Source organism: Nocardioides sp. PD653-B2 (assembly GCF_002117935.1).
In the GTDB taxonomy this organism is placed as follows: domain Bacteria; phylum Actinomycetota; class Actinomycetes; order Propionibacteriales; family Nocardioidaceae; genus Nocardioides.
The window spans coordinates 23229-37216 of record NZ_BDJE01000017.1; the positions used below are offsets into that span (position 1 = coordinate 23229).

Below are 13988 nucleotides of genomic sequence, written 5' to 3' on the forward strand. Positions count from 1 at the left end.
TCGGGGCCCGTCACGCGGCGGGCCCCGAGGGTTCCCCCTCACAGCACCACCTCTCGGAAGGTCCACCATGTTCACGACGTCTCGGGCGTCGCGGCGGGTTCTGGCGAGTGTCGCCGGTCTTGCTGCGGCGGTCACCGGCCTCACCCTGGCCCCGCTCACCCCCGCCAACGCGGTCAGCACCGGCCTCGTCATCAGCGAGGTCTACGGCGGTGGCGGCAACGCCGGCGCCACCCTCACCAACGACTTCATCGAGCTCTACAACCCGACCTCGGCCGCGATCAGCGTCGCCGGCATGTCGGTGCAGTACCGCAGCTCGTCGGCGAGCGCCGCGGCGACCGGCGTCACCGCGCTGACCGGCAGTGTCCCGGCGGGCGGTCACTACCTGATCCAGGAGGCGGCCGGCACCGGCGGCAGCCAGGCCCTGCCCACGCCGGACGCGACCGGCACGATCGCGATGTCCGGCACCGCCTTCACGGTGTGGCTGGCGACCGGCACGACGGCGCTCGCGCCCGCCGCCGACGGCAGCACCGTCCGCACCGGGATCGTCGACCTGGTCGGCGTGAACAGCAACACCTTCGAGACCGCCAAGACCGGTGCCACCGCCAACGCCACCTCGGCCGGCCGGACCGCCGGCGACACCGACAACAACAGCGCCGACTTCGCGATCGGAGCGCCCAGCCCGGCCAACGCCGGACCGGTCACCCCGCCGCCGGACGAGGACCCGACCGAGGCGACGATCGCCGAGATCCAGGGCACCGGGGACGCGTCGCCGCTCGACGGCGACGAGGTCGTCACGCAGGGTGTCGTGACCGCGGCGTACCCGAGCGGTGGCTTCAACGGCTTCTACCTCGAGACCCCGGGCGCCCCGGACACCCCGGGAGCGTCCGACGGGCTCTTCGTCTACGGTTCCGCCGCGACCGCGCTCGTCGAGATCGGTGACAGCGTCGAGGTCACCGGCCAGGTCGACGAGTACCAGGGCACCACCGAGCTCACCGGGGTCGCGGCCGACGACGTCGTCGTGCTCGACACCCCGCTCGGCACGGTGACGCCGCTGAGCGTCCCGTGGGCCGACCTGGACACGCCTGCCGAGAAGGAGTCCCACGAGGGTGAGCTGGTCTCGCCGCAGGGCGCCTTCACGGTGACCGACAACTACGACACGAACTACTACGCGTCGTTCACCCTCGCCTCGGGCGACCACCCGCTGGTGCAGCCCACCGACGTCGCCGACGCCCAGGACACGGCTGCGATCGCCGCGATCAACGCCGACAACGCGGCCCGGTCGGTCACGCTGGACGACGGGCAGAGCGTCAACTTCAACAGCGCCGCCAACAAGGGGACCCCGCTGCCGTGGCTGTCCAAGGCCAACCCGGTCCGGGTCGGCTCGGCGGTCACCTTCCACGAGCCGGTCGTCCTGGAGTACCGCAACAGCCTGTGGAACTTCCAGCCCACCACCCCGGTGACCGACGACGGCGCCGACGTGGCGACGTTCACCAACACCCGGACCGCGGCCCCGGAGGACGTCGGCGGCGACATCCGGCTCGCGACGTTCAACGTGCTCAACTACTTCCCGACCACGGGCGCCGAGTACGACGCCTCCGGGCTCGGCACCTGCACCTACTACAACGACCGCGCGGGCAACCACATCACGGTCAACACCTGCGGCACCGACGCGAGCCCCGGCCCGCGCGGTGCGGCGGACGACGCCAACCTGGCGCGTCAGCAGGCCAAGATCGTGACCGCGATCGACGACCTGGGTGCCAGCATCGTGTCGCTGGAGGAGATCGAGAACTCCGTGAAGTTCGGGCAGGACCGCGATGCGGGCGTCGCGACCCTGGTCGACGCGCTCAACGCGGCCGCCGGTGCCGGCACCTGGGCGTACGCGCCCTCGCCGGCGGCGGCCGACCTGCCGCCGACGGCCGAGCAGGACGTGATCCGGACCGCCTTCATCTACAAGCCGGCCGACGTCTCCCTGGTGGGCGACTCGGTGGTGCTGACCGGCTCGGCTCCGTTCGCCGACGCCCGGGAGCCGCTGGCCCAGGGGTTCAAGGCGACCGGCGCACCCGACTCGGACGCGTTCGCGGTGATCGTCAACCACTTCAAGTCCAAGGGCTCCGGCGTCGACGACGGCACCGGGCAGGGCAACGCCAACCCGGACCGGGTCGCCCAGGCGCAGGCGCTCAGCGACTTCGCGACGAGCTTCTCCTCCGATCTCGGGACGGACGAGGTGTTCCTCACGGGTGACTTCAACTCCTACACCCAGGAGGACCCGCTCCAGGTGCTGTACGACGACGGCTACGTGGACCTGCAGACGCAGTTCAACGGCGGTGAGACGACCTACAACTTCGACGGCCTCGCCGGGTCGCTCGACCACGTGCTCGCCAACCCCGCCGCCGAGGCGATGGTGACCGGCACCGACGTCTGGCAGATCAACGCCGAGGAGTCGATCGCGTTCGAGTACAGCCGTTTCAACTACAACGCGACCGACTTCTACGAGCCCGGCCCCTACCGCGCCTCCGACCACGACCCGGAGGTGGTCGGCCTCGACCTCCCCGCGATCGCGGAGCCGCAGGCGTCGTCGACGATGACGGTCGTGGCGGTCCCGCAGGTCACGATCGCCAAGCTGATCCCGGTCGGCCTGATCATCCAGGTCAGGTCCGAGGGCACGAAGCCGACCGGCAAGGTCACGGTCGCCTGGGACGGCAGGACCAAGGAGGTGCGCCTGGTCCAGGGGTACGCCGCGGTCAACCTCGGGACGTTCAAGGACCCCGGCATCCACCACGTCGAGGTGACCTACCCCGGGACCGACACGATCGCGCCGGTCACCACGACGGTCGACATCCGGGTGATCAGGCTGTTCTAGCGCCAGGTCGTGCCGCGTTCGATCTCGCCTCGGCGAGGTCGAACGCGGCACGCACCAGCGCCAGGTGGCTGAACGCCTGCGGGAAGTTGCCGACCATCCGGTCGTTGCCGACGTCGTACTCCTCGGAGAGCAGGCCGACGTCGTTGGTCAGTCCGCAGAGCCGGTCGAACAGCGTGTGCGCGTCGTCGACCCGGCCGGCCAGGGCGTAGGCCGAGACGAGCCAGAACGAGCACGCCAGGAACGGGTGCTCGTCCCCGCCGAGGCCGTCGACCCCGCTCTGGGTGCGGTAGCGCAGCAGCAGGCCGTCGCGCATCAGGTCCTGCTCCACGGCCTCGATGGTGCCGAGCATCCGCGGGTCGTCGCCGGCGATGAAGCCGGTCTCGGAGAGCACCAGCAGCGAGGCGTCGACCTCGGTGGTCTCGTAGTGCTGGACGAACGTGTTGCGCGACGGGTCGAAGCCGCGCTCGAGCACCTCGGCGTGCACGGTGTCGCGCAGGTCGCGCCACCGGTCGACGGGTCCCTCGACGCCGAACTCCTCGACCGCCCGGACGGCGCGGTCGAACGCCGCCCACACCATCACCTGGGAGTGGGTGAACCGGCGCTGGGGGCCGCGGATCTCCCAGAGCCCGTGGTCGGGCTGCTGCCAGGTCTTCGCCAGGTTGTCGACCAGCGAGCGCTGGAGCGCCCAGGCGTTCGCGTCCGCCGCGCCGGCGACCTCACGGGTCTGCTCGAGCGCGATCATCACCTCGCCCACCACGTCGAGCTGGCGCTGGAGGGCCGCCCCGTTGCCGATCCGCACCGGACGCGAGTCGGCGTAACCGGGCAGGTGGTCCAGGGTGAGCTCGGTCAGCCGCCGGCTGCCGTCGGTGGCGTAGACGATCTGCAGGTCCTGCGGGTCGCCGGCGACCGCCCGGAGCAGCCAGCCCCGCCACAGCTCGGCCTCCTCGGTGTAGCCGGCCTGGATCAACGCCCCGATCGTCAGCGCCGCATCGCGCAGCCAGCAGAAGCGGTAGTCCCAGTTGCGCTCGCCGCCCGGGTCCTCCGGCAGCGAGGTGGTCGGTGCCGCGACGATGCCGCCCGTGTGGGCATCGGTGAGCATCCGCAGCGTGAGCAGGGACCGTCGTACGACGTCGGGCTGGGGCATGTCGTCGCGGCACTGGCCGGCCCAGTCCTCGTCGTCGGTGATCGACGCGTCGATCTTCTCGTCGTGGTCGCCGAGGTCGCCGATCGCGAGGTGCGACGGCATCCAGGTCGTCGAGAACGTGAGGACTTCGCCCTCCGCCACGTCGAACTCGTCGCTGTGCCGGTGGTCGGTGGCACGGGGGAGCCGCGGGCCGCGCAGGATCAGGCGGTCGGGTCCGCCGATGGCCACGATCACGGCTTCGCCGCCGACGGTCTCGCGCCGCACCCACGGCGTGACCGCGCCGTAGTCGAGCCGCACCATCCACACGTGCAGCATCCGCACGGTCCCGCTGATGCCGCGCAGCTTGCGCACCACGTCGGAGCGGTCGTCGTTGCGCGGCATCACGTCGGTCAGGGTGACGACGCCGGTGGCGGTGGTGAACGTGGTCTCGAGCGCCGAGGACACGCCGACGTAGCGGCGGGTCACGGTGTAGTCGTCGGCCGGGCACAGCTGCCAGTGCCCGTGGTCGTCGGTGCCGAGCAGTCCCGCGAAGCACGCCGCGGAGCCGAAGCCCGGGAGGCAGAGCCAGTCGATGGAGCCGTTGGTGCCGACCAGGGCGCCGGTCTGCCGGTCGCCGATCAGCGCGTAGTCCTCGATGGGCAGGGCCATGCCGCGAGGCTACTGGTCGGTGGGTGGCTATCTTGGGCCCCGTGACCGATCTGCTCGTCCGAGTGCACCTTCTCCTGCGAGCCGCAGGCAGCACGATCGCGACCGCCGAGTCGCTGACCGGTGGCCGGCTGGCGGTTGCGCTGACCGACGTGCCCGGGGGCTCGGAGTCGTACCTCGGGGGCGTCGTCGCCTACGCGACCGAGCTGAAGCAGTCGTTCCTCGGCGTCGACGAGGAGCTGGTCGAGCAGCACGGCGTCGTATCTCCCGAGTGCGCGAAGGCGATGGCCTCGGGCGTGCGCGCGGTGACGGGGGCGACGTACGGCCTGGCGACGACCGGCGTCGCCGGCCCGGGGGAGCAGGAGGGCAAGCCACCCGGCACGGTGTTCGTCGGCATCGCCGGCCCCGGGATCCTGGAAGCGGTCGCGCTCGAGCTGACGGGCACGCGCGGCCAGATCCAGGAACGGACCACCCGCGAGGCTTTCCAGGCTCTCGAGGCGGTCCTCCGACGGGAAGAAACCCCGCTCGGGTAGCGTTGGCCAGACATACCTCGAAAGGGAGACGCGCATGGTGCTGTTTCGTCGGCTGCTCGGCGACGTGCTCCGCGACCAGCGGATGCAACGCGGCATGACCCTGCGCGAGGTGTCCGCCGAGGCCCGGGTCAGCCTGGGCTACATCTCGGAGATCGAGCGCGGCCAGAAGGAAGCGTCCTCCGAGCTGCTCGCCTCGCTGTGCTCCGCGCTCGACGTCCTGCTGTCCGACGTGCTGCGTGACGTCTCCGACGCGGTCGCCCTCGAAGAGGCCGCTGCCGGCCTGACCCCGATCTCGGTCCGTCGCGGTGCGGGCGCGGTCGTCGCCTCGGCCGCGTAGCGCGGCGTAACCGGATGGTCCCGGCCCTCGTTGGGCGGCCATGAACCGTCGCCTGGTGGGCCTGCTCGGCCTCGTCGTCGTCCTGGCGCTCGGCGTCGGGCTCCTTCCTGCCGTCCTCGCCGCGCCGTCCTCGGCGGCTCTCCCCACGTTCAGCCGGCTCAGCGGCTTCACGCTCGACCACGACCGGGCCCGCATCGTCCCCGATGACTACACGGCGTACCGGCTCGACGTCGACCGCATCGCCGACCAGCTCCGCGCCCCGTCAGCAGTGGTCGCGGTCCCCGACCCCGACGGCGGCTCGCAGCGGTTCGCAGTCGAACCGACCGAGGTCATGGCACCCGGCCTCGCCGCCGCGCACCCCGAGATCCGCACCTATGCCGGTCGGGGTGTCGACGACCCGACCCGCACGATCCGTCTCGACGTGACCCCCATGGGCTTCCACGCCTCCGTGCGGGGCCCGGGCGGTGCGCGTGCCTGGTACGTCGACCCGGCGTACGACGAGCGCGGCACCGTCGTGCACCTCAGCTACTTCGGCGCCGCCGTCCCCGCAGCGGCCGACGCCTTCGTCGAGCGCGACCTCGCCGACACCGCGGCGGCCCTCGCGGCCGCACCGACGGCCCGGGCGCCTGGTGCGCCGGTGGAGCTGCGCACCTACCGGCTCGCGTTCCTCACAGACCCGTCGTACGCCGCGTACTTCGGCTCGGCCAACGTCCTGAGCGAGAAGGTCACCCTGATCAACCGGGTGGACCAGGTCTACAACGACGACCTCGCGATCCGGCTCGTCCTCATCGACGGCACCGACGCGCTCAACCTCGACACCGCCGCGAAGGCGACCGGCGTCGACGGGCCCTGCGGGGCGAGCGCGTGCTTCTCGGCCTCCCAGCTCGAGACCTGCAGCAGCGCGACCCTCGCGCGCAACGGATGGGTGCTCGGCCAGCTCGTCGGCGCCGACTCCTTCGACCTCGGCCACCTCGGCCTGGGAGTCAGCGGCGGCGGGATCGCTGGCCTCGGCGTCGTCGGCGGCGCGGACAAGTCCAGCGGCTGCACCGGCGTGCCGACGCCCGAGGGCGACTACTACGCCGTCGACTACGTGGCCCACGAGATGGGCCACCAGTTCGGCGGCAACCACACCTTCAACGGGACCCAGGTCAACTGCTCGCTGACCAACCGCAACGGCGCGACGTCGGTCGAGCCCGGGTCCGGCTCGTCGGTCATGGCGTACGCCGGCATCTGCGGCCAGGACGACCTCCAGCCGCACTCCGACCCGTACTTCTCGCAGCGCAGCATCGACGAGATCACCGACACGACCGCGACCGACCCCCGCGCACTCAACGAGATCCAGACGGTCACGTTGCGCGGCTTCGACACCGACGGCGACACGGTGACCCTGACCTTCCCCGGTCACGACCCGGTGACCCTGACCCGGGGCAGCACCGACTACACCGTCGTCGGCGTCACCGCCGCGATCCGCAGGCTGACCGGGTTCACCCCACGGGTGCAGCGCTACGACGGCGGCGCGACGCTGACCGACGACGGCTTCCAGCTGACCTTCAACGCCGCCAGCGGCGCCGGCGGCCAGGACGTGCCGCGCCTGGGCGTCGGGGCCACGACCGGCGGGGTGTCCGCGTTCGTCGGCGTCCAGGTGCAGGGCGGCCCGGAGGGCAACGGGGGCACGGTCTCGGCCACTGCCAACCATGCGCCGACGGTGACCGCGCCGGCCGACAAGACCCTGCCGATCCGGACGCCGTTCACGCTCAGCGGCTCCGGGACGGACGCCGACGGCGACGCGCTGACCTACCTGTGGGAGCAGAACGACGAGGGCAGCGTGCTGCCCACCGGTGGCACCGCCCTGGTGAGCAACACCAAGACCGACGGGCCGCTCTTCCGGGTCTTCGGGATCGCCGCCACAGTCTCGTCCGCGGAGTCCCACCAGTCGCCCTCGCCGGGCGAGAACCTCGCCGACGGCAGCACGGCGCGGACCTTCCCCGACCTGACCCAGGTCCTGGCCGGCAACACCAACGCCCAGACCGGCAGCTGCCCCGCGGCACCCGCCGACACCGACGCCGACATGCCGGCCGCGGTCGTCGACTGCTACTCGGAGTTCCTGCCGACCGCCGACTACGCCGGCCCGATGCACTTCCGGCTCACCGCCCGCGACGGCTACGCGGCGGGCGGCGGCACGTCGTACGACGACGTCGTGCTCACCCTCGACAGCTCCGCCGGACCGTTCCTCGTGACCTCCCGGCGCACGGCGGCGCAGCCCGCCGTCGGCGGTGGCCCGGAGGCCGTGACCTGGGAGGTCAACGGCACCGACGCCGCGGGCCTCGCGCCGACCGTGCGGATCAGCCTCTCGACCGACGGCGGGCTGACCTACCCGTCGGTCCTCGCCGCGTCGACGCCCAACGACGGCAGCGCAGAGGTCACCCTCCCGGCCGTCGACACCGCGCACGCCCGGATCAAGGTGGAGGCCGTCGGCAACTACTTCTTCGACGTCAACGACGCCGACTTCGCGATCGCCACCGACGACCCGCCGGCACCCGACACCCAGGCTCCGGACACCGCGATCACGCGAGCACCGCAGGCGTTCACGCTCGGCCGCGCGGTCCTGCGCTACGACGCCACCGAGGCGGGCTCGACCTTCGAGTGCACCCTCGACGGCGCGGCGCGTGCCTGCGGGTCCGACGGGCTGGTGCTCACCGGGGTCACCCCGGGCACCCATGTCTTCACGGTCGCTGCCCGCGACGGGGCCGGCAACCTCGACACCACCCCGGCGACGACCCGGTTCGCTGCGCCGTACCCCGCCACCACGCTCAAGGCGTCGCGGGGTGACTGGAAGCGCGGCGACGGGTTCGTCAAGGCCGCGTCACGCGGCGCGACGCTGACCCGCGGGGCCGTCGACGTCTCGAAGCTCGCGCTCGTCGTCGGCACCGGTCGCGGGTTCGGCCGGGTCGCGGTCTCCCTCGACGGCAAGCGGCTGCGCACCTTCTCGCTGGCCGGCGAGCGTCGCACCCGGGTGCTGCTGCCCGTCATCACGCTGGCGAGCCCGACCAGCGGCAGGCTGAGGATCACCACCCTCGACGGCAAGCCCGTCCGCATCGAGCGCGTCGGGCTCCTCTGACCCCCTCCCGTCAACGAGGGGGCTGGCAGGACGGGCACCAGTACGCCACGCGCTCGACGCCCGGGCGGCCGAGCTCGGCGCGCTCGATGGGGGTGCCGCAGCGGCGACAGCGCTCGCCGGGGCGGCCGTAGATCCAGAGGCTGCGGCCGCGGCGCTTGTCGCCGGTGGTGCAGATCTGGGGGAGGTGCCGGTTCTGGTCGAGCATCGACCGGGCCAGCCGGACCATGCGCAGCGGGTCCGTCACCGCGCCGACCGGCGTTCGTGGGTCGTAACCGATGAGGAAGCACAGCTCGGTGCGGTAGATCGTGCCGATGCCGGCGAGGTTGCGCTGGTCGAGGAGCGCCTCGCCCAGCGGCCGGTCGGGGTCGGCGGTGAGTCGCCGGACGGCCTCCTCGTCGTCCCAGTCGGGACCCAACAGGTCGGGGCCGAGGTGGCCGACCACGTCGACCTCGCGGTCGCGGGGCACCAGCTCGACGATGCCGAGCGTGAAGCCGACCGCGCTGCGCACGCCCACGTCGAGCACGACCCGCGCCAGGTGCGCCGGCTTGGTCCAACGCTCGCCCGGTCGGTAGACGCGCCAGGAGCCCTCCATCTTCAGGTGGGTGTGCAGGGTCCAGGGCTGTTCGTGGTCGATCCGGGTGAGCAGGTGCTTGCCGCGCGACACCGTCTCGACGACGGTGCCGCCCGACAGGTCGACGGTGGCGTGCTGCGGGACCCGGAAGTCGGTGCGCTCCAGCCGTTGACCGTCCAGGGCGCGCCGGAGCCGCTCGCCGGTGCGCCAGACGGCGTCGCCCTCAGGCACCGGACGACCTCAGCCGCAGTCCCTTCGGGGTCGCCACGAAGCCGGCCGCCTGCAGGGCCAGGCGCAGCGGGGTCGACCCGGCGCCGAGCAGCTGCTCGCCGTCGGCCTTCTCGACGGTCAGCCGGCCGAGGGAGCCGCGTCGTACGGCGTCGCCGAGCGACGCCGCGGCCGGGGTGAGCAGGTCGGGGTCGTCGGTCCAGGTGAGCAGCGTGCGCCCGCCGCGCTCGACGTAGAGCGTGAGCACGCCGTCGACGAGGACGACGATCGCACCGGCCTTGCGGCCCGGTCGGTGGCCCGTGGTCTCGGGCCACGGAAGGGCGGCGCCGTACGGGTTCGCCGGGTCCGTCGCCGCCAACGCGACAGCGGTCGGCTTGGCGTCGGTGGGGAGCTCGGCGAAGGTGCGCAGCCGGTCGACCGAGCCGGCGGTGCCGAACTGCGCCGCGCCGAGCCCCGCCACGAAGTAGCCGCGGCGGCAGCGGCCGGAGTCCTCGAAGGCCGAGAGCACCTTGTAGACCGCGGCGAAGCCGCCCGGCACCCGTTCGCTCACCACCGTGCCGCGGATGACGACGCCGTGCCGGTCGAGCAGCCGCTCGGCGGTGGCGTGCGCGCGCCGGGTGGGGTCGGTGTCGAGGTCGGGCAGCAGGGCCCAGCGGCCGGCGGTCTCGGGCGGACCGGTGCGGCTGGGCCGGCCGGGCCGGCTCGTGGTCGTGCGTGGCGGTGGGCGCCGGCTGCGGTGGGCGGGCGTGCCACCGCGGGTGAGCGCGCGCAGCGGGGTGAGGGTGTCGTTGCTGACCCGGCCGGACCAGACGAGCTCCCAGAGTGCAGCGGACAGCGCAGCGTCGTCGGTGGAGCGCACCGCGTCGGACAGCTGGCGGAAGAACCACGCTCCGCCGGGCGAGAGCGCCTCGAGCACGGCCTGGTGGAGCTCGCTGTGTTCGAAGGGCTGATGGTCGGGAAGGGTGAGGGGCGCCTGGTCGGCGAGGTGCAGCGAGACCCAGCCGTCGGCGCCGGGCAGCGCGGCGTGGCCGGCCCACACGACCTCGCCGGAGGCGGTGAGCTCGTCGAGGTAGGACGGCTCGTAGTCGCGCACCCGCGCTCCCAGCACCAGCGGCTCGAGGGCCGAGGCCGGGACCGCGCAGCCGGCGAGCTGGTCGACGACGCTGAGGACTCCGTCGACGCCGCGCAACCGGCCGCCGACGTGCTGCCACGCCGTGAGGAACCGGCCCAGGGTCTCGGGCTCGACCGGCTCGATCTCCTGACGCAGCCGGGCCAGTGAGCGCCGCCGCAGCCGGCGCAGCACCTCGGCGTCGCACCACTCGGTGCCGGAGCCGGCCGGGCGGAACTCGCCGTCAAGCACCCGGCCCTGCCCGGCCAGCCGCTGCAGGGTGTGGCGCACGACGGCGGCGCCCAGGCCGAGCCGGGCGGCTACGTCGTCGGTGGTGAAGGGCCCGTGGGTGCGGGCGTAACGGGCGACCAGGTCGGCGAGCGGGTCCTCGACCGGGTCGGTGAAGGCGTCGGGGGTGCCGGGCGGGACGGGCACCCCGAGCCCGTCGCGGAGCCGGCCGATGTCCTCGACGACCGCCCAGCGCTCGGCGCCGGCCATGCGGACCTCGACGACCCGACGGGAGTCGGCGAGCGCCTTCAGCCAGCCGACGACATCGGAGCCGTCGACCGAGCGGGCGACGACCTCGTCGGTGCTCAGCGGTCCGATCAGCCGGATGAGGTCGACCAGGCCCTCGGCGTCGCGGGCCCGGCGGTCGGGGGCGAGCCGCTGGAGCTCGGCCTCGACCTCGGCCAGCACCTCGGGGTCGAGCAGCTCGCGCAGCTCGGCCCGGCCGAGCAGCTCGGCGAGCAGGCCCTGGTCGAGCGCCAGCGCGGCGGCGCGGCGCTCGGCGATGGGGGAGTCGCCCTCGTACATGAACTGCGCGACGTAGCCGAACAGCAGGCTGCGCGCGAACGGCGACGGGGAGTGCGTCGACACGTCGACGACCTGGACCTCGCGGCGCTCGACGCCGCGCATCAGGGTCACCAGGCTCGGCAGGTCGTAGACGTCCTGGAGGCACTCGCGCACGGCCTCGAGCACGATCGGGAACGACGGGTAGCGCGACGCGACCTCGAGCAGCGCCGCCGACCGCTGGCGTTGCTGCCACAGCGGGGAGCGGCGGCCGGGGTCGCGGCGGGGGAGCAGCAGCGCCCGGGCCGCACACTCGCGGAAGCGCGAGGCGAAGAGCGCCGAACCGCCGACCTCCTGGGTCACCAGGGCCTCGATCTCGTCGGGCTCGAACACGATGACGTCGCCGCCGGGCGGCTCGGCGTCGGTGTCGGGGATCCGGATCACGATGCCGTCGTCGGAGGCCACGGCCTGTCCGTCGACGCCGTAGCGCTCGCGCAGCCGGGCGTTGATCGCGAGCGCCCACGGCGCGTGCACGGGGACGCCGTACGGCGAGTGCACGACCAGCCGCCAGTCGCCGAGCTCGTCGCGGAACCGCTCGACGACCAGGGTCGTGTCGGTCGGCAGGAGGTTGGTGGCCTCGAGCTGCTCGTGGAGGTAGGTGACCAGGTTGCCGGCCGCCCACGCGTCGAGGCCGTCGGCGCGGGCGCGCTCCTCGGCCCGCTCGCGCGGCAGTGCGCCGAGCTCGCGGGTGAAGGCGCCGATCGCCGCACCCAGCTCGGCCGGGCGGCCCAGGGTGTCGCCCTTCCAGAACGGGAGCCGGCCGGGGATGCCGGGCGCCGGCGTCACCAGCACCCGGTCGTGGGTGATGTCCTCGATGCGCCAGCTCGTCGCGCCGAGCGCGAAGATGTCGCCGACCCGCGACTCGTAGACCATCTCCTCGTCGAGCTCGCCGACCCGCCTGCCCGGGCCCTCGCCGCCGACGAGGAACACCGCGAAGAGGCCCCGGTCGGGGATGGTGCCGCCGCTGGTGACCGCCAGCCGTTGCGCGCCCGGACGGCCGGTGAGGGTGCCGGTCACCCGGTCCCACACGATGCGCGGGCGGAGCTCGGCGAACTCGTCGGACGGGTAGCGCCCGCTGAGCAGGTCGAGCGTTGCGTCGTAGGCGCTGCGGGGGAGCTGGGTGAACGGCGCGCTGCGCTTCACCAGCTCGAAGAGCTCGTCGACCTGCCACGCATCGAGGGCCGTCATGGCCACGACCTGCTGAGCGAGCACGTCGAGCGGGTTGGTCGGCACCCGGAGCGACTCGATCGCGCCGCTGCGCATCCGCTCGACCGCGACCGCGGTCTGGGCGAGGTCGCCGCGGTGCTTGGGGAAGAGCACGCCGCGCGAGATCTCGCCGACCTGGTGGCCGGCCCGGCCGACCCGCTGGAGGGCGCTGGCCACCGACGGTGGCGACTCGATCTGGATGACGAGGTCGACGGCGCCCATGTCGATGCCGAGCTCGAGGCTGCTGGTGGCGACCACGCAGGGCAGCCGGCCGCGCTTGAGGTCGTCCTCGATCAGCGCGCGCTGCTCCTTGGACACCGAGCCGTGGTGGGCCTTGGCGATGATGCTCTCGGCGCCCTGGCTCTGGCCGGACTGGGCCATCAGCTGGGCGGGCGGCTCGCCACCCGCCTCGAGCACGACACCGGCCCGGTCGCTCGCGATCTCGTTGAGTCGCGCGGTCAGCCGCTCGGCCAGGCGCCGGGAGTTGGCGAAGACGATCGTCGAGCGGTGCTGCTCGACCAGGTCGACGACGCTCTCCTCGACGTGCGGCCAGATGCTTTGCGCACGCTGGGGCTCGTCGGAGTCCTCGTCGTACTCGCTCGGGGCCGTCATGTCCTCGACCGGGACGACGACCGTGAGGTCCCACTCCTTCTCCGAGGGCGGCGCGACGATCTCGACCGGGGCGCCGCCGCCGAGGAAGCGCGCGACCTCCTCGAGCGGGCGCACGGTCGCCGACAGCCCGATCCGCTGGGCCGGTCTCTCGAGGAGGGCGTCGAGCCGCTCGAGGCTGACCGCGAGATGGGCGCCGCGCTTGGTGCCGGCCACGGCGTGCACCTCGTCGACGATCACCGTCTCCACCCCGCGCAGCGACTCGCGCGCCTGGCTGGTGAGCATCAGGAACAGCGACTCGGGCGTGGTGATGAGGATGTCCGGGGGAGCGGTCGTGAGCTTGCGCCGGTCGGCGGCGGGGGTGTCGCCGGACCGGACGCCGACCGTCACCTCCGGCACCGCTGCGCCGAGCCGGTCGGCGGTGTGGCGGATGCCGGTCAGCGGCGCGCGCAGGTTGCGCTCGACATCGACGCCGAGCGCCTTCAGGGGCGAGATGTAGAGCACCCGGCAGCGGTGCCGCTTGTCCTCGGGCGGCGGGGTGGTCAGCAGCCGGTCGATGGACCAGAGGAAGGCGCTGAGCGTCTTGCCCGATCCGGTCGGCGCGACCACCAGCGCGTGCCGCCCGGCGCCGATCGCCTCCCACGCCCCCCGCTGGGCAGGCGTCGGCTCGGCGAACGCCGCACCGAACCAGGTGCGGGTCGGCTCGCTGAACCGCTCGAGACCACCGCTGTCGTCTGCCACCGGACCATCTTTGCTCACGGCACCGACAACGCCTTCGGT

Annotated in this window: 7 protein-coding genes; 4 read left to right on the forward strand and 3 right to left on the reverse strand. The window is 73.2% G+C overall.

Annotation, left to right across the window (positions count from 1 at the left end):
* Positions 1-67 precede the first annotated feature (67 nt).
* Positions 68-2860 (forward strand): ExeM/NucH family extracellular endonuclease, encoded by a 2793-nt coding sequence (locus PD653B2_RS08145; RefSeq protein WP_085871846.1) that lies wholly within the window; start codon positions 68-70, stop codon positions 2858-2860.
* On the opposite strand, the gene PD653B2_RS08150 is transcribed toward PD653B2_RS08145, so the two are convergent.
* The gene (locus PD653B2_RS08150) at positions 2847-4652 is read right to left on the reverse strand and encodes a glycoside hydrolase family 15 protein (protein ID WP_085871847.1); all 1806 of its coding nucleotides are present in this window, start codon (positions 4650-4652) and stop codon (positions 2847-2849) included. The genes PD653B2_RS08145 and PD653B2_RS08150 overlap by 14 nt on opposite strands.
* 41 nt (positions 4653-4693) lie before the next feature.
* Between PD653B2_RS08150 and PD653B2_RS08155 the strand changes: the two genes are divergently transcribed.
* The 3 genes from PD653B2_RS08155 to PD653B2_RS08165 are packed head-to-tail and all read left to right on the forward strand — an operon-like array spanning position 4694 to position 8637.
* Positions 4694-5182 (forward strand): CinA family protein, encoded by a 489-nt coding sequence (locus PD653B2_RS08155; protein WP_242665196.1) that lies wholly within the window; start codon positions 4694-4696, stop codon positions 5180-5182.
* Between the two features lie 34 nt (positions 5183-5216).
* Positions 5217-5519, forward strand: coding sequence for a helix-turn-helix domain-containing protein (locus PD653B2_RS08160; protein WP_085871849.1), 303 nt, complete (start codon positions 5217-5219; stop codon positions 5517-5519).
* 40 nt (positions 5520-5559) lie between these two features.
* Positions 5560-8637, forward strand: coding sequence for a M12 family metallo-peptidase (locus PD653B2_RS08165; RefSeq protein ID WP_085871850.1), 3078 nt, complete (start codon positions 5560-5562; stop codon positions 8635-8637).
* A gap of 10 nt (positions 8638-8647) precedes the next feature.
* Here PD653B2_RS08165 and PD653B2_RS08170 read toward each other — a convergent pair whose 3' ends face one another.
* On the reverse strand, positions 8648-9439 hold the full coding sequence (locus tag PD653B2_RS08170) for a DNA-formamidopyrimidine glycosylase family protein (protein ID WP_085871851.1): 792 nt from the start codon (positions 9437-9439) through the stop codon (positions 8648-8650).
* Entirely contained in the window at positions 9432-13949 is a 4518-nt protein-coding gene (locus PD653B2_RS08175; protein WP_165763387.1) for an ATP-dependent helicase, read from the reverse strand. The genes PD653B2_RS08170 and PD653B2_RS08175 overlap by 8 nt, the downstream gene beginning before the upstream one ends.
* Positions 13950-13988 lie beyond the last annotated feature (39 nt).

Coding starts and splice junctions, on each gene's coding strand:
- PD653B2_RS08145 (WP_085871846.1), top strand. CDS start 68: ATGTTCACGACGTCTCGGGCGTCGCGGCGGGTTCTGGCGAGTGTCGCC.
- PD653B2_RS08150 (WP_085871847.1), bottom strand. CDS start 4,652: ATGGCCCTGCCCATCGAGGACTACGCGCTGATCGGCGACCGGCAGACC.
- PD653B2_RS08160 (WP_085871849.1), top strand. CDS start 5,217: ATGGTGCTGTTTCGTCGGCTGCTCGGCGACGTGCTCCGCGACCAGCGG.
- PD653B2_RS08165 (WP_085871850.1), top strand. CDS start 5,560: ATGAACCGTCGCCTGGTGGGCCTGCTCGGCCTCGTCGTCGTCCTGGCG.